We start from the raw sequence: 20,094 nt of genomic DNA on the forward strand, positions 1-20,094 counted from the left end.
CCGCTCGACCGAGCCGCAGGTCAGCACCATGCCCGCCACCTGTGAGGTGGCGCAATCCGGCTGTTATCCCATCTTCCCTACCTGATTGATAGGTTAAACGGGAAATGAGGAGCGAGCCGGGAGGAGAGGCATGGACCGGCCGGTGGCCGCACCCGACACCCGACGACGCCGCGCCGACCGCGCCAGGCAGGTGGCCGACCTGCTGCGCCGGCAGATCGTGCACGGCAACCTGCCACGCGGCCGGCTCCCCCTGGAAGGGGTGCTGGCCCGCGAGTTCGGCATCTCGCGCAACACCGTGCGCGAGGCCCTGGACCTGCTGCGCGAGGAGGGCCTGGTCGAGCGCTGCCCCGGCGTGGGCACGACCGTCGCGGCCGAGAAGTACCCGCACGGCCTGCACCAGCTCCTCGGCCTGGCCGAGACCCTGCACGAGCACGGCGAGGTGACCAACGCGGTCCGCACGATGAGTCTCATCGAGCCGCCCGCCCCCGTCAGCCACCGGCTCGGCCTGCCGCCCGGCGAGCAGGTCGTCTACCTGGAGCGGCTGCGCAGCCTCAACGGCCTGCCGCTCTCCCTCGACCTGACCTACCTCGTACGGGACGTGGGCGAGCCGCTGTTCGACGCCGACCTCGTCCACAACGACATCTTCGTGCTGCTCGAACAGGTCGCCGGGCAGCCCCTCGGCATGGCGGAGCTGACCGTCGAGGCGGTCAACGCCGACACCCACACCGCCGCCGCCCTCGGCGCCCCGCGCGGGGCCGCCCTGCTCATGGTGGAGCGGCTCACCCACCTGTCCGACGGCCGCCCGGTGGACCTGGAGTTCGTCCGGTTCCGGGGCGACCGGCTGACCATGCGCGGCCATCTGCGCCGCGAGCACCCCATCCCCCCGGGCGTCCCCCCAGGCGCCCTCCCGGGCATCCCATCGGGCATCCCATCAGGCGAGGAGTGACAGGCATGGCCCTGGTCAACCAGCGGGTCGAGGTCCCCGTGACCGTCGACGAGGCGCTCTGCATCGACGGCTGCACGCTCTGCGTCGAGGCGTGCCCGCTCGACTCGCTCGCGATCAGCGACGAGACCGGCAAGGCGTACATGCACGTGGACGAGTGCTGGTACTGCGGCCCCTGCGCCGCTCGCTGCCCCGTGGACGCCATCACCATCGACATCCCCTACCTGCTGCGATGAAGGGACCCGACATGCGCAAGGCTCTGGCCGCCGCGCTGGTGCTCGCCCTGGCCGGCTGCTCGGTGTCCCAGGCGGCGGGCGGCGGCGACGGGAAGGTCAAGGTCGTCGTCGGCTACCAGTCCAAGACCATCAACACGGTGACCGCCGGGACGCTGCTGCGCTCGCTCGGCTACCTGGAGAAGCGGCTCGGCGACCGCTACACGGTCGAGTGGCAGGACTACGACACCGGCGCCCCCATCACCGCCAAGATGGTCGCCGGAAAGATCGACATAGGCTCGATGGGCGACTACCCGCTGCTCATCAACGCCTCCCGCACCCAGGCCGTCGAGACGGCCCGCACCGAGCTGGTCTCCGTCACCGGCTACAACCTGCGCGGCGGCCTCAACATGGTGGTCGTGCCGCCCGGGTCGAAGGCGAGGACGCTGACCGACCTGAAGGGCGCGAAGATCTCCGCCAGCGTCGGCTCCGCCGGCCACGGCACGCTGGTCCAGGCGCTGGAGAAGGCCGGCCTCGACCCCGCCAAGGACGTCGAGGTGGTCAACCACCAACCGGCCGTCGGCGCCGCCCAGCTCGAATCGGGCGGTGTGCAGGGGTACGCCCAGTTCGTCGCCTGGCCGGGGCTGCTGGTCTTCCAGGGCAAGGGCCGGCTGGTCTACGACGGCTCGGCGCTCGACGTGCCGACCTTCCACGGCGTCGTGCTGCGCCAGGCGTACGCCAAGGAGCACCCCGACGTGGTGAAGGCGTTCCTCCAGGCGCAGATCGACGCCACCCGCTACCTGCACGAGCACCCCCTGGCCGCCGCCGAGTCGGTCGCGAAGGTCACGGGGCTGCCGCCCGAGGTCGTCTACCTCTACAACGGCCCGGGCGGCATCTCCACCTTCGACGTCACGCTCAAGCAGCCGCTCCAGGCCGCGCACGAGCACGACGTGGCCTACCTCAAGCGGATCAGCCCCGACTTCGGGGGCGTGAACGTCTCCTCCTTCGTCGACGACCGCTACCTGCGTGAGGCGTACGGGCCGTCGTACGACTCCGACCGGGCCTCGACGGTGAACCAGGCCCGCGTCACCGGCACCGACGCCGCCTGCGGCGGGACCGTGTCCGACCCCGCCACCGCCTCGGAGCTCTGGCTGGCAGGGGAGAGCGCGACCCACCCGGCGGAGACGCCGACGTGCCTGCTGCGCCAGATCGCGACGGCCAAGGGCGCCGTGCGGGCCGCCTACGTGCCGGACACCACGACCGGGACCCGGTGGTTCGCCGACAAGTCGATCTGGCTGCGCGACCGTACCGCCCTTGAGAAGGCCCGGCTGCTGCCCTTCACCACCCAGGACGGCGCGGACGCCTACCGCGAGCGCCACCCGAAGGCCGAGCCGGTCACGTACGAGCAGGCGGTCCAGGCGGCCAAGGGCGGGGGTGACGCCTGATGAGTGCCGAGACCGACCTCAAGACCCAGCCGGTGACCCCCTCCGAGCCCCTGTCGACCGGTCCCGTGTCGGCGGGCGTGAGCGGTGGGGCGGCGGCTCCGCGTGAGCGGCGCGGGCGGCGCGGGGCGGCGTGGGCCGTCAGGGCGGCGTCGCTGCTGGCCGCCGCCGCTCTGTGGCAGGTCCTCACCGCCAACGACGTGCGGCTGTGGCTGCGGTTCGACCGGCTGCCCACGCTGGTCGAGATCGGCCGGCAGGCCGCCCGCCAGCTCACCACCCAGCTCTACTACCTGGACCTGCTGCAGAGCCTGGTCAGGATCCTCACCGGGTTCGGGCTCGCCGCCGTGGCGGGCGTCGCCGTGGGGATCGTGGTGGCCAGGTCCCGGCGGAGCGGGTACGTGCTGCTGCCGCTGCTCGAAGCGGTGCGGCCGATCCCGGCCATCGCGCTGGTGCCCGTGGCGATCCTGCTCTTCCCGGCGGATGAGCAGGGGATCGTGTTCATCACGTTCGCCGCCGCCTTCTTCCCGATCATGGTGAGCACCCGGCACGCCGCGCGGGCGCTGCCGACGCTGTGGGAGGACGCGGTCAGGACCCTCGGCGGCGGGCGGCGGCACGTGCTGTGGCACGTGGTGCTGCCCGGCATCCTGCCCGGGGTGTTCGGCGGGCTGTCGGTCGGCATGGGCGTGGCGTGGATCTGCGTCATCTCGGCCGAGATGATCTCCGGCGAGTTCGGCGTCGGCTACCGGACGTGGAGCTCGTACACGATCGTCGACTACCCGGCCGTGATCGTCGGCATGATCACCATCGGGCTGCTGGGCTGGCTCACCTCGGCGGGGGTCGAGCTGGTCGGCCGGCGGGTCACCCGCTGGCTGCCCCGCGCGGAAGGGAGCGGCGCATGAGCGCGACGACAGCGGAGACCGCAGGGGAGATCGTCCAGGTAGGGCTCGGGTTCACGCTCGACGGGTTGTCCCTGGGATACGGCGGCGGCCTGGTGCTGCGTGATGTGGACCTGGAGGTGCGGCCCGGCGAGGTGCTCGTCATCGTGGGAGCGTCCGGGTCGGGCAAGTCCACGCTGCTGCGGGCACTGGCCGGGCTGCTCAGGCCGTACGACGGGAAGATCGTCGCAGGTGACGCCGCGTCGACCGGCCACGGAGACGCCGGCCACCGTGACGCCGACCACCGTGACGCCGACCACCGTGATGCCCACCACCGTGATGCCCACCACCGTGATGCCCACCACCGGGCCATGGTGTTCCAGGACGACGCGCTGCTCCCGTGGCGCAGCGTGCGGCGCAACGTCGAGCTGCCGCTGCGGCTGCGCGGGGTGCCCCGGCGCGAGCGCCGCCCCGCCGCCGACCGGTGGCTTGCGCGGGTCGGCCTGGCCGGGTTCGAGGAGCGGCTGCCGCGTGAGCTGTCCGGCGGGATGCGCCAGCGCGTTCAGCTCGCCCGCGCCCTGGTCGCCGCGCCGCGCGCCGTCCTGATGGACGAGCCGTTCGGCGCGCTCGACGCCCAGACCCGCGCCGGGATGCAGCGCCTCCTGCTGGACGTGCTGCGCGACACCCGGGCCACCGTCGTCTTCGTCACCCACGACGTGGACGAGGCGCTGCTGCTCGCCGACCGCGTCGTGGTGCTCGGGCGGGGCGGCGTCCGCTCGCTGATCGACGTGCCCACGCCGCGCGAGCCCGCCGCCGACCGCGGCGCGCTGCGCGCCAGGATCCTGGAGGAGCTGTAGATGGACGTCCCCGCGATCGAGGACCGCCTGCACCTGGAGTGCGAGGTGCTGGTCGTCGGCGGCGGCACCGCCGGCACGATGGCCGCGATCACCGCCGCCGAGCGCGGCGCCCGCGTGCTGCTGCTGGAGAAGGCGCACGTACGGCACAGCGGCGCCCTGGCCATGGGCATGGACGGCGTCAACAACGCGGTCATCCCCGGCAAGGCCACGCCGGAGGACTACGTCGCCGAGATCACCCGGGCCAACGACGGCGTCGTCAACCAGAAGACGATCTACCAGACCGCCACCCGGGGCCACGCCATGGTGCGCCGCCTCGAACGGTACGGCGTGAAGTTCGAGAAGGACGAGCACGGCGAGTACGCGGTGCGCAAGGTGCACCGCTCGGGCAGCTACGTGCTGCCCATGCCCGAGGGCAAGGACGTCAAGAAGGTCCTCTACCGGGTGCTGCGCCACCGCGACCTGCGCGAGCGGGTGCGCATCGAGAACCGGGTCATGCCCGTGAGGGTGCTCACCGAGGGCGGCCGGGCCGTGGGGATCGCCGGGTTCGACACCCGTTCCGGGCGGTTCGTCACGGTGTCGGCCGGGGCGGTCATCCTCGCCACCGGCGCGTGCGGCAGGCTCGGGCTGCCCGCCAGCGGCTACCTGTACGGGACGTACGAGAACCCGACGAACGCCGGCGACGGCTACGCCATGGCCTACCACGCGGGCGCCGAGCTGAGCGGCATCGAGTGCTTCCAGATCAACCCGCTGATCAAGGACTACAACGGCCCGGCCTGCGCGTACGTGGCCAACCCGTTCGGCGGCTACCAGGTCAACAACCGCGGCGAGCGGTTCGTCGACTCCGACTACTGGTCGGGGCAGATGATGTCCGAGGTGGCCGCCGAGATCGCCTCCGCGCGCGGCCCCATCTACCTCAAGCTCACGCACCTGCCCGAGGAGACGATCGCGGCGGTGGAGGGCATCCTGCACTCGACCGAGCGGCCCACCCGTGGCACGTTCCACGCGGGGCGCGGCCACGACTACCGCACGCACGACGTGGAGATGCACATCTCCGAGATCGGGCTCTGCGGCGGGCACTCCGCGTCGGGCGTGTGGGTGGACGAGCACGGTGCGACGACCGTGCCCGGCCTGTACGCGGTGGGCGACCTGGCGTGCGTGCCGCACAACTACATGATCGGCGCGTTCGTCTTCGGCGACCTGGCCGGCGCCCACGCCACCGAGCACCGGGCCGCCCCCGGCGGTGCGCCGCCCGAGGACCAGGTGGCCGCCGCGCACGAGCTGGTCTACCGCCCGCTGCGCAACCCCGACGGCCCGCCGCACGCCCAGGTGGAGTACAAGCTGCGCCGCTTCGTCAACGACTACGTCGCCCCGCCAAAGACCGGCGCGAAGCTGGAGATCGCCCTGGAGTCGTTCGAGCGGATGCGCGGCGAGATCGCCGCGATGGGCGCGCGCACCCCGCACGAGCTGATGCGCTGCGCCGAGGTGGACTTCATCCGCGACTGCGCCGAGATGGCCGCCCGCGCCTCGATCACCCGCACCGAGAGCCGCTGGGGCCTCTACCACGAGCGTGCCGACCAGCCGCGGCGCGACGACGGGGAGTGGCTGTTCCACCTGAACCTGCGCCGCCGGGCCGACGGCGCCATGGAGTTCGTCAAGCGGCCGGTGGAGCCGTACCTGGTGCCGGTCGAGGGGTTCGAGCCGGTCGCCGCCGAGCCGGTGCTGCTCGGGGCGCACACCTCCACGGCGGTGCGGCGGGCCCCCGCGCACGGCCGCGCCGAGCGGGCCTCGGTCGGCCGCTCGCCCCGCATCCTGGAGCTGCACCGGCTGGCGGAGGAGCAGCCCACGGTCGAGCGCCTCACCCCGTACCTCGACGACCCCGACCCCAAGGTGCGGCGCGCCGCCATCGCCACCCTCACCGAGACCGTGCCCGCGGGCACGGGGGCGGCCCTCGTGGCCGCTCTGGGTGACGCGCACGGCACGGTACGGCGGGCCGCCGCCCCCCGCCTGCGGGGGCTGGTCGGGGTGCTGCCCGCCACGCCCGAGCTGGGGACGGCCCTGACCGCGAGGTTGTCCGGCGCGGACGCGCTCGTGCGTGCCACGGTGCTGGACGTGCTGCGGAGCCTGCGGCTCGGCGGCCGCGAGGTGTTCGAGGCGGGGCTGGGCGACGCCGACCACCGGGTGCGCATCGAGGCCGTCCGGGGGCTCGTGTCGCTGGACGAGACCGACGTGCTCGCCGCCGCCGTGGCCGACCCGTCCCGGGAGGTGCGGGTGTGGGCGGCCAAGGGCATCGGGCTCGTCGGCAAGCCGTCGGCCGCCCTGGAGACGCTGGCCGAGGATGCGGACCCGCTGGTCAGAGCGGCGGCGCTGGAGTCGTCGGGCACGGTCGGCACGCCGCTGGAGGCCCTCGCCGTACGAGGGCTGGCCGACCCGGCATGGGAGGTGCGGGTGGGCGCGGCGCGCTGCCTCGCGGCGGCGGGCCCCGAGACGGCGGCGGCCCCGCTCATCGTGGCGCTGTCGGACGCCAACCTCGACGTGCGCAAGGCGGCCGTGCTGGCGCTGACCCGCTGGGCGGAGCGGGCCGAGGTGGCCGCCGCGCTGCGTGACGCCCTCACCGACGCCGACGCCGACGTCCGCGCCTACGCCCGCCGAGCCCTGACGCCGTGATCAGGCTTTCCGGCACTCGGTGCGGAAGCCGCCGGCCGGCCGGTTTCGCAGCCCCGTCGCGGTGAGGACGGCGTTGCCCCGCGGGGGATGCGCGGGACGGGAGGCGGGCGGAGGCACCCCAGTCCTCCACCCGCCGTTCGCCGATCCCGTCAGCGGCCTCGATCATGCGCTATATTTCCTATGAAAGCAATAGGAATTGTTGGAATGGTCAAGGGGTCTTGATCTCGACACCAATGAAGGGCGAATCTTCATGAATCTCCCGGTCCGGACGCCTACCCTCGTGCCCATGCTGATCGAAGACGGGAGCGCCCCGGCCGTGGAGGCACTGATCCCCGCCCCGGAGCGCTCGGTGGCCGCGGTCGTGCCCGAGTCGTCCGGAGCCGGGCACTGGGTGGGCGCGCCCAGCGCGGTCGCCCACGACGGAGTGATCCACCTGGCGTACCGGTTGCGCCGGCCCATCGGGGAGGGGCGCGGCCACGCCGTCGTCGTGGCCCGCTCCACCGACGGCGAGCGGTTCGAGCCGCTGCTGACGATCACGCGTGCGGAGATGGACGCCGAGTCCCTGGAGCGTCCCACGCTCGTCCGCCTGCCCGGCGGGCGCTGGCGCCTCTACCTGAGCTGCGCCACGTACGGGACCAAGCACTGGCGCGTCGAGGTCCTCGAAGCGGACGACCCCGGCTCCTTCGACCCGGCCGCGCGTGCCACCGTCCTGCCCGGCGACCCCAAGACGGGCGTCAAGGACCCGGTCATCGTCCGGCGGGGCGGCACCTGGCACCTGTGGGCCTCCTGCCACCCGCTGGCCGACCCCGACGAGGCCGACCAGATGGTCACCGACTACGCGACCAGTGACGACGGCCTGTCCTGGACGTGGCAGGGCACGGCCCTGAGCGGCCGCCCCGGCACGTGGGACTCGCGCGGCACCCGGGTGAGCGCCGTGCGCTTCACCCCGGCCGGCGTGCTGGCCTTCTACGACGGCCGGGCGAGCGCCGCCGAGAACTATGAGGAGCGCACCGGGATCGCGACCGGGACGGACCCGGCGGCGCTGACGCCCCTGGGCGACGCCCCGGCCGCCTCGTCCCCGCACGGGGGCGGCGGGCTGCGCTACCTGGACGTGGTGGACCTGCCGGAGGGCGGGGTGCGCCTGTACTACGAGTACACCTGCGCCGACGGCAGCCACGAGCTGCGCACCGAGCTCCGCCCCGCCTGAGCGCCGCCCCGGCCCACGCCTCGCATGAGCCCGCGCCTCGTCGTCGGGGCGCGGGCGGGGACGGCGAGTGGGTCAGCCCTGCTTCGGGCGGCCGTTGCGGGCCTGTCGCTGGCCCGGCGGGCGGGCGCCCACCAGGCCGCCGGAGCGCTCCCGTGGCTGCAGCCAGTCGCTGAAGTCCGCCCCCGTGACCTGTTGCAGCAGCTCGACGTCCTTGGCGAAGTACGGGATCAGCGCCCGCCGCTGCTCCCAGGTGAGCGGCCGGCGAGACTTGCCGCGACGCTGGATCAGGTGCTCCAGGCGGCCGTTCAGCGCCCGCTCCAGCCCGTGCGGCAGGAAGCGCGCCGTGCGGGTCGCCGCCGCCAGCAGGCGGTGCCGCCCGTCCTGCTCGGGGTGGGCCGTGACGTTCTCGCGGGGCACCTCGGTGACCAGGCCCCGCTCGACCCCGAGGAAGCCGGTGATCCGGTCGAGGGTCTCGGCGGGCCGGTCGACGAGGTCGCGGTAACGGAAGACGAGGACCTGGTCGCGGGGGAAGAGGGTGTAGAGGTGCGCGAGCTGCTCGCCGTACCGGCCGAGGCCGACGTAGTGCCAGAAGTGCGCCCACCCGGCCGCGATCCGGCGGCGCTCGTCGGCGCAGGCGCGCACCACGTCGCCGACGGGTTCGAGCCCGGCCGACCACAGGTGCGTCCAGTTGGAGTGGGCCCGCTCGACGGGGTCGCGCAGGATGGCGATCAGCTTCGCGTGCGGGACGAGGGCATGGATGCGCCGCTGCGCGTCCAGGTCGTACAGGTAGAACGGGGTGGCCTCCCCGAGCAGGGCGCCGGGCGGCGCGCCGGCGAAGAGGGCTTCGTAGTCGGCTCTGCGCCAGACGTGCTCCCGGTAGGTGGGCGCGTCGCCGGGGCCGCCGCGGGTGGGGGGCGGTCCGTCGGTCAGGAAGAACTTCGGCTCCTTCACGTGCGGCAGGTGGAGTCCGGGGTGCTGCTGGAGCGCGGCGTGCAGGGCCGTGGTGCCGGCCTTGGGGGCGCCGATCACCAGGAAGTGGGGCAGCGGCATCGTCCTCGTCCTTCCTTCTCTCCATGCTCCGTCAATCCTTATTTTCCTACCAAATGTGTGGGATAATCTAGTCATGAGTCTGGACAGGACCCGCTCACCGAGCGCCCGCGCGGAATCCCCACTGACCGCCGCGATCCTGGCCGGCAGGTGGATCAGGTCGGCGGCGGTGGACGACGCGCAGGGCCGGCACTGGCGGGCGAACCCCGATCTCCGCGGCCGGCCGGCGGCCACCCCCGAGGAGCCCTGGTCGTTGTACTCCGGCGGCGCGGGCATCGTGCTGTTCTTCCTGGAGCTCGCCGCCGCCACCGGCCACGAGGCGTACCTCGACGACGCCCGGGCCGGAGCCCGCCGCCTGGCCGCCACCTGGCGTGACCAGGGCGACCTTTCTCTCTACCATGGCCTGACCGGCGTCATGATCGCACTCATGGAGGCCGGCTGGGCTCTCGGCGACGCCGGTTTCGAGTCCGAGGCCAGGGCCATCGCCGACCTGATCGTCAGCAGGGGGCGCACGGCCGACGGCGAGGCCGGCTGGTCGCCCGACCCGGCGCAGCGCGGCGACGGCGGCATCGTGCTCGGCCTGCTGAGGGCCGGGGCCCACCTGGGCGTGCCGGCCTACGAGGAGTTCGCCGTCGAGGCCGGTCTGCGCATCGCGCGGCTGCCCGTGCCGGGCCACCTGTTCGGCGACTGCGCCGACCTGCCGGTGGACGCGGTGACGCCGGGCTTCCTCGCCGGTACGGCCGGCACGGCGTTCCTGCTCGCCCGCCTGTACGGCGTCAGCGGCGACGACCGCTTCCTGCGCGCGGCGCGCAGCGGGGCGGACTTCGTGCGCGAGGTCAGCATCGTGAGCGGTGACTCCGCGGTGGTGCCCCACCACGTGCCGCACGCCCGCGGCCTGCACTACCTGGGCTTCTGCTCCGGCTCGGCCGGGGTGGCGCGGATGTTCTACGAGCTGCACCAGGTGGCCGGCGACCCGGGCGACCTCGACTGGGTGGAGCGCCTGGCGCGGGGCATCACGAGCAGCGGCGTGCCGTACCGGCAGACCGAGGGCTACTGGAACGTGGCCTGCCAGTGCTGCGGCGCGGCCGGGCTGATCGAGCTGTTCGTCGGGCTGTGGGCGGCGACCGGGCGCGTGGCCCACCTGGACTTCGCCCGCACGCTGGCCGGCAACCTCATCGGCCGGGCCAGCGACCACGACGGTCACGGCTACCGGTGGTACCAGGCGTACCGGCGGCTGCGGCCGGAGGAGGTCAGCGCGGACACCGGTTACATGGTCGGCGCGGCCGGCATCGGCGCCGCGCTGCTCCACCTCGACGCCGCGGGCCAGGCCGCCCGGGCACGCCGGGTGATCCTGCTGCCCGACAACCCGTTCCCCGCCATCCCGCTGCCGCCCACCGCCCTGGCCCCGCCCGGCTGACACGCATCCGTGTCGAGGCCCATCCGTGTGCCTATTTCCGACTGTTCCTACTGGTTTTACATGTGAGGAGCCTCTGATGACCGCGACCACGGACGCGCCCGCCTACGCCAGTGTGGCCGATCTTGAGACCCACGGCCCGTACGGCCCCGGCCGCCTGCACACCTCCCCGATGTGGAACCGCCCGATCTACCCCTTCCAGGACCGGGTGACCGCCGACGGCTCCAGCGGCTACCGGGCCGAGCCCGGCCGCTATCACCTCTACGTCGCCTGGGTCTGCCCTTGGGCGCAGCGCGCCGCGATCGCGCGGAAGCTGGCCGGGCTGGAGGACGTGGTGTCGCTGTCGTACGTGGACGACGACCGCGACGGCCGCGGCTGGGCCTTCCGCGAGCGCCGCGGCCCCGACCCGGTCAACGGCTTCACGCTGCTGGAGCAGGCATACGAGGCCACGGAGCCGGGCTACCGCGGCCACATCTCCGTGCCCGTGCTCTGGGACCGGCGTACCGGCCGGATCGTCAGCAACCACTTCCCGGACATCACCCTCGACCTCGGCACCCAGTTCCGGGAGTGGGCCGACCCGTCCGTGGACCTCTACCCCGAGGACCGGCGGGAGGAGATCGACGCGCTCAACGAGGAGATCCTCCAGGAGGTCAACCACGCGCCCGGCAGGGTGGCCGCCGCCGGGACGCAGGACGAGTACGAGGAGTCGCGCCACCGCGCGGTCGCCGCGCTGGAGCGCCTGGAGGAGCGGCTGGCGACGCGGCGGTTCCTGCTCGGCGACCGGATCACCGAGGCGGACGTGCGGCTGTGGCCGACGCTGGCCCGGTTCGACCTCCTCCACAACCCGCAGGCGCGGATCAGCGAGCGGGCCCTGACCGACTTCCCTGCCCTGTGGGGGTACGCCCGCGACCTCTACCAGCGGCCCGCCTTCCGGGAGACGACCGACTTCGCCACGATCCGCACGAGCCCGTCCGGAGGGGACGGGCTCGTGCGGACCGCCGTCGAGCCGGTGGAGGCTGACTGGGGCGCCCCGCACGACCGCGACCGCCTGGCCGCCTCCTGATCGGTTGTTACCCTTTGCTGCGCGCGCCGGGGCGTACCGGCGCGCCTCCCCTGGAGGAGTCCTCCGTGACCACGACCAGACCCGCCCACGACGCCGCCGGCGCGCACGGCTCGGGCGAGCCGGAGGAGTTCCCCGGCGACGTCCACTGGTACGACCTGCCCGACGACGACGCCGAGCCCGACGAGGGGCCCGGGGTCCCGTAGCGGCGAACCCGACGCCCTGACGCAGGGCCGTCTCAGCATGCGGGCGTGCCTAATGCCTATAAAACAGGTAGGTTAATATGGATTAGGCGCCGGGCTGGGACCCGGCGGCCTGTCCCCCTGTTCCCCGAAGGGCATTCGCATGTCATCGTCCACACCCCGCCCGGTCCTCGCGTCCCTCGCCGCCGCCGTCGCCGCCTGCCTGCTCAGCGCCTGTGGCGGCGGCGGGGCCCCGGCCGCCGGCGCCGCCGCGGCGGCCGGCAAGCCGGTGTACGGGGGGACGCTGACGTACCTCGAACACCAGGCGCCGACCTGCCTCTACCTGCCGGCGGCCGGCTTCTATCCGAACGGCGGCGTGCTCAACCAGCTCACCGACAAGCTCACCTGGCAGAACCCGGAGACGCTGGAGATCGAGCCGTGGATCGCCACCTCGTGGGAGGTGAACAAGGACGCCACGCAGTACACCTTCCACCTGCGTGACGGCGTGACCTTCAGCGACGGCACGCCGCTCGACGCCGACGCCGTCGCGGCCAACTTCGACGTGTACGGCAAGGGCGACCCCGCGCTCAAGCTGCCCGTCGCCGAGTTCGTCAACAACTACGAGCGCAGCGAGGTCCTCGACAGGAAGACCGTGCGCTTCCACTTCGGCAAGCCCTCGCCCGGCTTCCTCCAGGGCACCTCCGTCATCGGCGCCGGCCTGGTGTCGAAGAAGACGATCTCCCTGCCGTACGAGGAGCAGTGCCAGCTCAAGAACGTCGTCGGCTCCGGCCCGTTCACGCTCGCCGGTCAGGTCGTGGACAAGGAGATCGACCTGGCCGCCCGCAAGGACTACGACTGGGCGCCCAAGTCCAGCGCCCACCAGGGCCGCGCGTACCTCGACCAGATCAAGATCATTGTGACGCCCGAGGACAACGTCCGCGTCGGCGCGCTCACCTCCGGCCAGGCCGACTACGTCCGCTACGTGCAGGCGTACGACGAGCAGACCGTCAAGGACGCCGGGTTCACCATCCGCGCCGAGCCCACCCGGGGCGTCAACAACGGCCTCTACCTGCGTCCGGCCAACAGCATCCTGCGGGACATCAAGGTCCGGAGAGCGCTCCAGAAGGGCACGAACGCCAAGGAGGTCGTCGACACCCTCTTCACCGCGAGCTATCCGGTCGCGACGTCGGTCCTCAGCCACCTCGCGCAGGGCTACGTCGACCTGTCCAAGGAGCTGGCCTACGACCCCGACGCCGCGGCGAAGCTGCTCGACGAGGCCGGCTGGGCGAAGGGCGCCGACGGCGTCCGCGAGAAGGACGGCAGGAAGCTCCAGCTCGGCGTCTTCGTCTCCGGCCCCCAGCCGCTGTCGAAGCAGACCCTCGAGCTCGTCGGCCAGCAGTGGGCCAAGCTCGGCGTGAAGCTGGAGATCCGGCCCGCCGACGCCGGCACGCAGGCCGTGGACATCAAGAACGCGGAGAAGACCGCCATCGCGCACAGCATGGTCGGCCGCGCCGACCAGGACGTCATCAAGAGCCACTTCCACACGAAGAACCGCGACGTCATCCTGTCGAACGACAAGACGCTCGACCGGCTGCTGGAGGAGGAGGCGGCCCTCGCCGACGTGGCCAAGCGCAACGCCAAGGTCGCCGAGATCCAGCGCTACGTGATCGACCAGGCGTACGCCATCCCGCTGTTCGAGGAGCCGCAGGTGTACGGCGTGGCGCCGAACGTCCACGGCGTCGCCTTCGAGGCGGTGGCCCGGCCGAGCTTCTACTCGGTCTGGAAGTCATGAGCGGATCCGCCAGGTACCTCCTGTCGCGGGCGGGGCAGGCGGCGCTCGTCCTGTGGGCCGCCTTCACCGCCGGCTATGTGCTCCTCCAGCTCCTGCCCGGTGACGCGATCCTCATCAAGTTCCAGAACCCGGAGCTCGGCCTGTCACCCGAGCAGATCGCCGAGATCCGCGCCTACTACGGCACGAACGGCCCCGGCGCCTACCTGCACACGCTGATCGGCTTCCTGCGGGCGGACTTCGGCTACTCGATCGACACCGGGACGCCCGTGGCCGAGCGGCTGGCCGAGGGCCTGCCGGCCACCGCGAGGCTGGCGGGCTCGGCGTTCGCGCTGGCCGTGCTGATCGCCGTGGCCGTCGCGTTCGCCTCCTGCCACGCCCGGCTCGGCTGGATCCGGGGGGCGCTCCAGGCGGTGCCGTCGCTGTTCATCTCGGTCCCGGCGTTCTGGCTCGGCATCGTGCTCATCCAGGTGTTCTCGTTCCGGCTGCGGCTGGTGCCGGTGATCGGCGGCAGCGAGGCGCAGCAGCTCCTGCTGCCGGTGCTCACGCTCGCCGTGCCGATCTCGGCGCCCATCGCGCAGATCCTCGCGCGCAGCCTCGACCAGGTGCGGGCCCAGGCGTTCGTGCCCGTCGTCGCCGCCAAGGGGGCCTCGCCCGGGTGGATCCTGTGGCGGCACGTGGCGCGCAACGCCCTCCCGCCCACCCTCACCGTGGCGGGGCTGACGTTCGGCGAGCTCATCGCCGGGTCGGTGGTCACCGAGACGGTCTTCGGCCGCAACGGCGTGGGCCGGCTCACCGAGCAGGCGGTCAACGCCCAGGACACGCCGGTGCTGCTGGCCGTCGTCGTGCTCGCCGCGACGGTGTTCGTGCTCGTCAACCTGGTCGTGGACCTGCTGTACCCGGTGCTCGACCCGAGACTGAGGAGGGCCGTCGCATGAGGCCCGGCCTGATCCTTTCGTGGGCGCTGGTCGTGCTGGTCGCCCTGTGGGCGCTCGCGCCCGGCCTGTTCACCGGGTACGACCCGATCGCCGGGGTCCCGGCGGAGAAGCTGACCGCACCCGGCCCCGGCCACCTGTTCGGCACCGACGCCGTGGGCCGTGACGTGTTCGCCCGGGTGGTGCACGGCGCCGTCCACTCGCTGTCCGGCGCGTTCGTCGCCGTCGCGGTCGGCCTGGTGCTCGGCACGCTGCTCGGCCTGCTCGCCGGCTCGGCCGGCGGGGCGCTGGACGAGGTCGTCATGCGGGTCGTGGACGTGCTGCTCTCCGTGCCGGGGCTGCTCCTCGCGCTCACGGTGATCATCCTGCTCGGGCCCGGCACGGTCAACGTGGCGATCGCCGTGGGAGTGGGATCCGTCGCCTCGTTCGCCCGCCTGGCGCGCTCGGAGGTGGTGCGGGTACGGCGTACCGACTACGTGGAGGCGGCGTTCGGCAGCGGCGGCCGGTTCCTCGCGGTGCTGTGGCGGCACGTGCTGCCCAACTCGCTCGTCCCGGTCGTCGCGCTGGCCGCCCTCCAGTTCGGCGTCGCGATCCTGGCCATCTCCACGCTCGGGTTCCTCGGGTACGGCGCGGAGCCCCCCACGCCGGAGTGGGGACTGCTCATCGCCGAGGGGCGCAACTACCTGGCCACGGCGTGGTGGCTCACCACACTGCCGGGAACGGTGGTGGTGGCGGTCGTGCTCGCGGCCAGCCGGATCAGCCGGTCCATCGGGAGGGAGAGCGGATGAGCCTGCTGGAGGTCCGCGACCTCACCGTGTCGTACACGCGGAAGGGACGCCGGGGACGGGCACAGCCCCGCCCGGCGGTCCGCGGGGTGTCGTTCACCGTGGACCCCGGCGAGGTGGTCGCCGTCGTCGGGGAGTCGGGCTCGGGCAAGACCACCACGGCCCAGGCCGTCATCGGCCTGCTCCCGCCGAACGGGCGGGTGGAGAGCGGCGGCATCCTGCTCGGCGGCACCGACATCGCCGGCTGGTCGCAGCGCCGCCTCCAGGCGGTGCGCGGCGCCCAGATCGGCCTGGTGCCGCAGGACCCGGCCAACTCCCTCAACCCGGTCAAGCCCGTCGGCGCCCAGATCGGCGAGGCGCTGCGCATCCACCGGCGCGGCGACCGGCGCACGATCGCCCGCCGGGTCGTCGAGCTGCTGGAGCGGGTCGGGCTGCCCGATCCGGAGGTGCGCGCCCGGCAGTACCCGCACGAGCTGTCGGGCGGCATGCGGCAGCGGGTGCTGATCGCCATCGCCGTGGCGCTCGAACCCCGGCTCATCATCGCCGACGAGCCCACCAGCGCCCTGGACGTGACCGTGCAGCGGCGCATCCTCGACCTGATCGACGACCTGCGCGCCGAGTCGGGCACGGCGGTGCTGCTCGTCACCCACGACCTGGGCGTGGCCATGGACCGCTCCGACCGGCTGGTCGTGATGAAGGACGGGCGGATCGAGGAGCGGGGCGCCACCCGCACCGTGCTCGGGGCGCCCCGGGCCGCGTACACGGCCCGGCCGCTGCGGGACGCGCCGGCGCTGAGAGCACCGGATTTCCTCGTCGCGGACGGGCCGCGCGAGCCGGCCATCGTGGTGCGCGACCTGGTCAAGGAGTTCCGCTCCGGCGGGCGGCCGTTCCGCGCCGTGGACGAGGTCTCCTTCGAGGTGCCGCGGGGCACCACGCACGCACTGGTCGGCGAGTCCGGTTCGGGCAAGACCACCACCGCCCGCATGGTCATGCGGCTGGCCGAGCCCACCTCCGGCTCGGTGGCCATCGGCGGCGTCGAGACGGCCGGGCTGCGCGGCGCGCGGCTGCGGGCGCTGCGCCGGGACGTCCAGCTCGTCTACCAGAACCCGTACGGCTCGCTCGACCCCCGGCAGAGCATCGCCGACATCGTCGAGGAGCCGCTGCGCAACTTCGGCCTCGGCGACCGGCGGGCCCGCCGCGACCGGGTGCGCGACCTGCTCGACCGGGTCGCGCTGCCCGCCGACGTGCTCGGCCGCCGGGCCGGGGAGCTGTCCGGCGGGCAGCGCCAGCGCGTCGCCATCGCCCGCGCGCTCGCGCCGGACCCCCAGGTGGTGGTGCTCGACGAGGCGGTCTCGGCCCTGGACGTCAGCGTCCAGGCGCAGATCCTCGACCTGCTCGGCGACCTGCAACGCGACCTCGGACTCACCTACCTGTTCATCTCGCACGACCTGGCGGTGGTGCGGCAGATCTCGCACACCGTCTCCGTCATGAGCAAAGGACGCATCGTGGAAACCGGAACGACCCGGCGGCTCTTCGAGAACCCGAGCCACGCCTACACCCGCGCGCTGCTGGCCGCCGTGCCGGGCACGGCCGCCCAGGAGGCGGCCCGATGACAGAGCACCCGGTCACCGGCCGCCGGCTCGGATTCTTCACCCGCCTCCTCGACGACGCGCCGCCCGCCGAGCGCTACCGCCTGGCCGCCGAGCAGATCGCGCACGCGGAGCGCCACGGCTTCGACACGGCGTGGGTCGCGCAGCACCACTTCAGCGCGACCGAGGGCGGCCTGCCCGCCCCGCTCGTCCTCCTGGCCCACGTCGCAGCCAAGACCAGCCGCATCCGGCTCGGCACCGGCATCATCACGCTGCCCCTGGAGCACCCGGTACGCGTGGCCGAGGACACCGCCGTGCTCGACCAGCTCTCCGGCGGGCGGCTGGAGGTGGGCGTGGGCAGCGGCGGCACTCCGTCGTCGTTCGCCGCCTTCGGCCGCGAGAGCGCCGAACGCGCCGCCCTGTACGCCGAACACCTCGCCGTGCTGGTCAACGCCTGGTCGGGCGGCGACCTCGGCGGCGGCAATCGGCTCTACCCGGCGGCCCCCCGGCTGCTCGGGGCCGTGTGGGAGGCCACGTTCTCGGTCGGCGGGGGCGAGCGGGCCGGGCGGGCGGGCAACGGGCTCATGCTGTCGCGCACGCAGCCGCGGCCCAAGGACGCGCCCGGCCTGACGCTGGCCGAGATCCAGCGGCCCATCGTGGACGCCTACTACGAGCACCTGCCGGCCGGGGCGGCACCCAGGATCATGGCCTCCCGCACGGCGTTCGTGGCCGACACGCGGGAGGAGGCGCTGCGGTACGCGGAGACGGGCCTGGCGCGGGCCGTACGGCACTTCGAGCTGAGCGGCTTCCCCGTGCCGGCGGACGGCGGGATCGAGCGGCTCATCGCGGCGTTCGACGTCCACGTGGGCACGCCCGACGACGTGATCGCGAGCCTGCGCGCCGATCCCACGCTCGACCGGGTCACCGACCTGGTCTTCCAGGTCCACTCCGTCGATCCGCCGCACCCGCGCATCCTGCGCTCCATCGAGCTGCTCGCGACCGAGGTCGCGCCCGCCCTCGGCTGGGCGCCCCCCTCCCCGGACGGGCTCTCACCGGCGAACACGTCCCCGTCCCCGTCCCTTCACCGAAGGAACTGAGTACGCCATGAGCACCGACATCATCGACCGGCTGGCGGGCATCGAGCCCGGCTCCCCGCTCGACCGGCTCCGGCGCCGCCGCCCGGACGCCCGCGACCACGCCCAGCGCGGCTACCTCGCCCTCTTCCCCGAGTCCCCGGCCCCAGTCTCGGCTCCCGCCCCAGTCTCGGCCCCGGCCCCGGCCTCAGCCTCAGCCCCGGACACCGGCACGGGGGAGGTGAGCCGGGTGGAGCGGCACGCGGTGGCGGCGTTCGTCGCGGGGCTGCACCAGGACGCCCCGGCGGTCGAGCACTACGCCGGGCTGCTCGCGGCCGACGCCCCCGAGCTGGCGGCGGCCGTGGCGGCCGAGGTCGAGGCAGCCACCACCACCGGACCGTACGGCATCTACCCCGAGGGCCCGCTGGCGGGCGAGAGCGTCCCCGGCCCCGTCCACCGGGTCGGCGACCGCACCGCGCTCGGTGAGCGGCTCGCCGCCGCTCTTGAGCACGCGCACCTCCTCGTGTTCCGGCCGCGCGAGGCGGACAGGGAGGCGCTGCGGGCGCTGGCCCGCGCGGGCTGGAGCACGACCGGGATCGTGACCCTCTCGCAGCTCGTCTCGTTCCTGACCTTCCAGATCCGGGTCGCCACCGGCCTGCGCCTGCTCGGCGCCACCACGCAGACCTCGCACGAGTACCAGGAGGCCCGTCCTTGACCGCCGCACCACTCGCCTTCACCACGGACCGGCTCGGCTGGGAGCCGTGGCTGGAGCCGCTCGCCGAGGCCGAGCTGACCGACGCCCACCGCGAGGCGCTGATCGACCAGGCGCGCGTCGACTCGCCGTACTTCCGCCTGCTCGCCCGCGACCCCGCCGTCCTGCACGCGCGCACCAAGACCGACCTCGACATCTTCCACAACGCCGACGGCGGACTGCCGCGCGCCGAGCGGGAGCTGGCGGCCACCGCGACCTCGCGCCACAACGGCTGCGTCTTCTGCGCCTCCGTGCACGCCCGCTTCGCCGCCCACTGGTCCAAGCGGCCCGACGACGTCGAGCGGCTGCTGGACGAGGGGGTCGGGGCGGAGCAGGACCGGGTGTGGCGGGCGGTCGTGGACGCGTCCGTGGCGCTCGCCGCCACCCCGTCGGCGCTCACCGGCGGGCACCTCGACGCGTTGCGCGCCGCCGGTCTGGACGACCTGGCGATCAGCGACGTGCTGCACGCGGCGGCGTTCTTCAACTGGGCCAACCGGCTCATGCTGTCCCTCGGCGAGCCGACCGCCCCACCCGCGCCGACCGGCCCGAACGGCCCGAACGGCTCGAAAGGCCCAAGCGGTCCGAACGGCTCGAACGGCTCCAACAGCTCGAACAAGGAGTAGGTCATGACCCATCTCGAACTGGACCACCTGGTCTACGCCGTGCCCGACCTGCTCGCCGGCGTGAAGGAGTTCGCCGAGCGCACCGGCGTGCAGCCGGTCCCCGGCGGCAGCCACCCGGGCGGCACCGCCAATCACCTCGTCGGGCTCGGCCCCGGCGCGTACCTGGAGATCATCGGCCCCGACCCGGCCGCCGGCCCGGGCGCGCGGCCCCGGGCGTTCGGGCTGGAGACGCTCACCGAGCCCCGGCTGACCGCGTGGGCGGTGCGCGGCGACGACCTGGAGGCACGCGTACGGCGGGCGCGCGAGCGCGGCTACGACCCGGGGAAGGTCGAGCCGCTCTCCCGGGTCCGGCCGGACGGGGTCAGGCTCGACTGGGTGCTCACCCGCCGGGACGACCCGGCGGCGGTGCGGCTGGTGCCGTTCCTCATCGACTGGGGCGACGCGCCGCACCCGGCCGCCTCGGGACTGCCGCAGCTCGCCCTGGTGTCGTTCACCGCGTCCCACCCGGACCCGGAGTCCGTACGGGCGGACCTGGCGGCGCTGGAGGCCGGGCTGGAGGTCACCGAGGGCCCGGAGCCGGCGCTGCGCGCCCACCTCGACACCCCGCGCGGCCCAGTGACCCTCACCTGACCGCCCCTCCCGGAAA

The 20,094-nt window shown here is 73.6% G+C and carries 19 protein-coding genes; 18 read left to right on the forward strand and 1 reads right to left on the reverse strand.

Annotated elements, in window-relative coordinates; genetic code table 11:
- Window positions 1–130 precede the first annotated feature (130 nt).
- From MTP10_RS05510 to MTP10_RS05540, 7 genes are all read left to right on the forward strand, one after another.
- Window positions 131–946: a GntR family transcriptional regulator gene (locus MTP10_RS05510; protein ID WP_310707892.1), complete on the forward strand. Its 816-nt coding sequence runs from the start codon at window positions 131–133 to the stop codon at window positions 944–946.
- A 5-nt stretch (window positions 947–951) separates the two neighbouring features.
- The gene (locus tag MTP10_RS05515) at window positions 952–1,179 is read left to right on the forward strand and encodes a 4Fe-4S dicluster domain-containing protein (protein WP_310707893.1); all 228 of its coding nucleotides are present in this window, start codon (window positions 952–954) and stop codon (window positions 1,177–1,179) included.
- Between the two features lie 11 nt (window positions 1,180–1,190).
- On the forward strand, window positions 1,191–2,600 hold the full coding sequence (locus tag MTP10_RS05520; protein ID WP_310707894.1) for an ABC transporter substrate-binding protein: 1,410 nt from the start codon (window positions 1,191–1,193) through the stop codon (window positions 2,598–2,600).
- On the forward strand, window positions 2,600–3,496 hold the full coding sequence (locus MTP10_RS05525; RefSeq protein ID WP_310707895.1) for an ABC transporter permease: 897 nt from the start codon (window positions 2,600–2,602) through the stop codon (window positions 3,494–3,496). The genes MTP10_RS05520 and MTP10_RS05525 overlap by 1 nt, the downstream gene beginning before the upstream one ends.
- A complete protein-coding gene (locus tag MTP10_RS05530; protein ID WP_310707896.1) occupies window positions 3,493–4,329 on the forward strand; it encodes an ATP-binding cassette domain-containing protein in 837 nt (278 codons plus the stop codon). Before MTP10_RS05525 ends, MTP10_RS05530 begins: the two co-directional genes overlap by 4 nt.
- On the forward strand, window positions 4,330–6,993 hold the full coding sequence (locus tag MTP10_RS05535; RefSeq protein ID WP_310707897.1) for a fumarate reductase/succinate dehydrogenase flavoprotein subunit: 2,664 nt from the start codon (window positions 4,330–4,332) through the stop codon (window positions 6,991–6,993). It begins immediately after the preceding gene.
- 286 nt (window positions 6,994–7,279) lie between these two features.
- Window positions 7,280–8,200: a hypothetical protein gene (locus tag MTP10_RS05540; RefSeq protein WP_310707898.1), complete on the forward strand. Its 921-nt coding sequence runs from the start codon at window positions 7,280–7,282 to the stop codon at window positions 8,198–8,200.
- 72 nt (window positions 8,201–8,272) lie between these two features.
- Here the strand turns inward: MTP10_RS05540 and MTP10_RS05545 are convergent, their stop codons facing one another.
- Window positions 8,273–9,250 carry a sulfotransferase gene (locus tag MTP10_RS05545; RefSeq protein WP_310707899.1) on the reverse strand — a complete coding sequence of 326 codons (978 nt, stop codon included), beginning with the start codon at window positions 9,248–9,250 and terminating at the stop codon, window positions 8,273–8,275.
- A 73-nt stretch (window positions 9,251–9,323) separates the two neighbouring features.
- On the opposite strand from MTP10_RS05545, the gene MTP10_RS05550 reads away from it, so the two are divergent.
- The 11 genes from MTP10_RS05550 (at window position 9,324) to MTP10_RS05600 (ending at window position 20,078) form a co-directional block, all read left to right on the forward strand.
- Entirely contained in the window at window positions 9,324–10,664 is a 1,341-nt protein-coding gene (locus MTP10_RS05550; protein WP_310707900.1) for a lanthionine synthetase LanC family protein, read from the forward strand.
- A gap of 76 nt (window positions 10,665–10,740) precedes the next feature.
- On the forward strand, window positions 10,741–11,724 hold the full coding sequence (locus MTP10_RS05555) for a glutathione S-transferase C-terminal domain-containing protein (RefSeq protein ID WP_310707901.1): 984 nt from the start codon (window positions 10,741–10,743) through the stop codon (window positions 11,722–11,724).
- Between the two features lie 65 nt (window positions 11,725–11,789).
- Window positions 11,790–11,927 (forward strand): hypothetical protein, encoded by a 138-nt coding sequence (locus MTP10_RS05560; protein ID WP_310707902.1) that lies wholly within the window; start codon window positions 11,790–11,792, stop codon window positions 11,925–11,927.
- A gap of 139 nt (window positions 11,928–12,066) precedes the next feature.
- Window positions 12,067–13,695 carry a TIGR04028 family ABC transporter substrate-binding protein gene (locus tag MTP10_RS05565; protein WP_310707903.1) on the forward strand — a complete coding sequence of 543 codons (1,629 nt, stop codon included), beginning with the start codon at window positions 12,067–12,069 and terminating at the stop codon, window positions 13,693–13,695.
- Window positions 13,692–14,630 (forward strand): ABC transporter permease, encoded by a 939-nt coding sequence (locus tag MTP10_RS05570; RefSeq protein ID WP_310707904.1) that lies wholly within the window; start codon window positions 13,692–13,694, stop codon window positions 14,628–14,630. Before MTP10_RS05565 ends, MTP10_RS05570 begins: the two co-directional genes overlap by 4 nt.
- Window positions 14,627–15,415: an ABC transporter permease gene (locus tag MTP10_RS05575; RefSeq protein ID WP_310707905.1), complete on the forward strand. Its 789-nt coding sequence runs from the start codon at window positions 14,627–14,629 to the stop codon at window positions 15,413–15,415. The genes MTP10_RS05570 and MTP10_RS05575 overlap by 4 nt, the downstream gene beginning before the upstream one ends.
- Complete coding sequence (locus MTP10_RS05580) at window positions 15,412–17,025, forward strand: ABC transporter ATP-binding protein (RefSeq protein WP_310707906.1); 1,614 nt, start codon at window positions 15,412–15,414, stop codon at window positions 17,023–17,025. Before MTP10_RS05575 ends, MTP10_RS05580 begins: the two co-directional genes overlap by 4 nt.
- Window positions 17,022–18,098 (forward strand): putative FMN-dependent luciferase-like monooxygenase, encoded by a 1,077-nt coding sequence (locus tag MTP10_RS05585; protein WP_310707907.1) that lies wholly within the window; start codon window positions 17,022–17,024, stop codon window positions 18,096–18,098. Before MTP10_RS05580 ends, MTP10_RS05585 begins: the two co-directional genes overlap by 4 nt.
- A gap of 7 nt (window positions 18,099–18,105) precedes the next feature.
- Entirely contained in the window at window positions 18,106–18,789 is a 684-nt protein-coding gene (locus MTP10_RS05590) for a CMD domain protein (protein WP_310707908.1), read from the forward strand.
- Entirely contained in the window at window positions 18,786–19,448 is a 663-nt protein-coding gene (locus MTP10_RS05595; RefSeq protein WP_310707909.1) for an alkylhydroperoxidase domain protein, read from the forward strand. The genes MTP10_RS05590 and MTP10_RS05595 overlap by 4 nt, the downstream gene beginning before the upstream one ends.
- A 3-nt stretch (window positions 19,449–19,451) precedes the next feature.
- On the forward strand, window positions 19,452–20,078 hold the full coding sequence (locus MTP10_RS05600; protein WP_310707910.1) for a VOC family protein: 627 nt from the start codon (window positions 19,452–19,454) through the stop codon (window positions 20,076–20,078).
- Window positions 20,079–20,094 lie beyond the last annotated feature (16 nt).

Source organism: Nonomuraea sp. 3-1Str (assembly GCF_031570565.1).
In the GTDB taxonomy this organism is placed as follows: Bacteria; Actinomycetota; Actinomycetes; order Streptosporangiales; family Streptosporangiaceae; genus Nonomuraea.

Excerpts from the sequence above, each read along its gene's own strand:
- MTP10_RS05510 (WP_310707892.1), top strand. The coding sequence starts at position 131 with ATGGACCGGCCGGTGGCCGCACCCGACACCCGACGACGCCGCGCCGAC.
- MTP10_RS05515 (WP_310707893.1), top strand. The coding sequence starts at position 952 with ATGGCCCTGGTCAACCAGCGGGTCGAGGTCCCCGTGACCGTCGACGAG.
- MTP10_RS05520 (WP_310707894.1), top strand. The coding sequence starts at position 1,191 with ATGCGCAAGGCTCTGGCCGCCGCGCTGGTGCTCGCCCTGGCCGGCTGC.
- MTP10_RS05525 (WP_310707895.1), top strand. The coding sequence starts at position 2,600 with ATGAGTGCCGAGACCGACCTCAAGACCCAGCCGGTGACCCCCTCCGAG.
- MTP10_RS05530 (WP_310707896.1), top strand. The coding sequence starts at position 3,493 with ATGAGCGCGACGACAGCGGAGACCGCAGGGGAGATCGTCCAGGTAGGG.
- MTP10_RS05535 (WP_310707897.1), top strand. The coding sequence starts at position 4,330 with ATGGACGTCCCCGCGATCGAGGACCGCCTGCACCTGGAGTGCGAGGTG.
- MTP10_RS05540 (WP_310707898.1), top strand. The coding sequence starts at position 7,280 with ATGCTGATCGAAGACGGGAGCGCCCCGGCCGTGGAGGCACTGATCCCC.
- MTP10_RS05545 (WP_310707899.1), bottom strand. The coding sequence starts at position 9,250 with ATGCCGCTGCCCCACTTCCTGGTGATCGGCGCCCCCAAGGCCGGCACC.
- MTP10_RS05550 (WP_310707900.1), top strand. The coding sequence starts at position 9,324 with ATGAGTCTGGACAGGACCCGCTCACCGAGCGCCCGCGCGGAATCCCCA.
- MTP10_RS05555 (WP_310707901.1), top strand. The coding sequence starts at position 10,741 with ATGACCGCGACCACGGACGCGCCCGCCTACGCCAGTGTGGCCGATCTT.
- MTP10_RS05565 (WP_310707903.1), top strand. The coding sequence starts at position 12,067 with ATGTCATCGTCCACACCCCGCCCGGTCCTCGCGTCCCTCGCCGCCGCC.
- MTP10_RS05570 (WP_310707904.1), top strand. The coding sequence starts at position 13,692 with ATGAGCGGATCCGCCAGGTACCTCCTGTCGCGGGCGGGGCAGGCGGCG.
- MTP10_RS05575 (WP_310707905.1), top strand. The coding sequence starts at position 14,627 with ATGAGGCCCGGCCTGATCCTTTCGTGGGCGCTGGTCGTGCTGGTCGCC.
- MTP10_RS05580 (WP_310707906.1), top strand. The coding sequence starts at position 15,412 with ATGAGCCTGCTGGAGGTCCGCGACCTCACCGTGTCGTACACGCGGAAG.
- MTP10_RS05585 (WP_310707907.1), top strand. The coding sequence starts at position 17,022 with ATGACAGAGCACCCGGTCACCGGCCGCCGGCTCGGATTCTTCACCCGC.
- MTP10_RS05590 (WP_310707908.1), top strand. The coding sequence starts at position 18,106 with ATGAGCACCGACATCATCGACCGGCTGGCGGGCATCGAGCCCGGCTCC.
- MTP10_RS05600 (WP_310707910.1), top strand. The coding sequence starts at position 19,452 with ATGACCCATCTCGAACTGGACCACCTGGTCTACGCCGTGCCCGACCTG.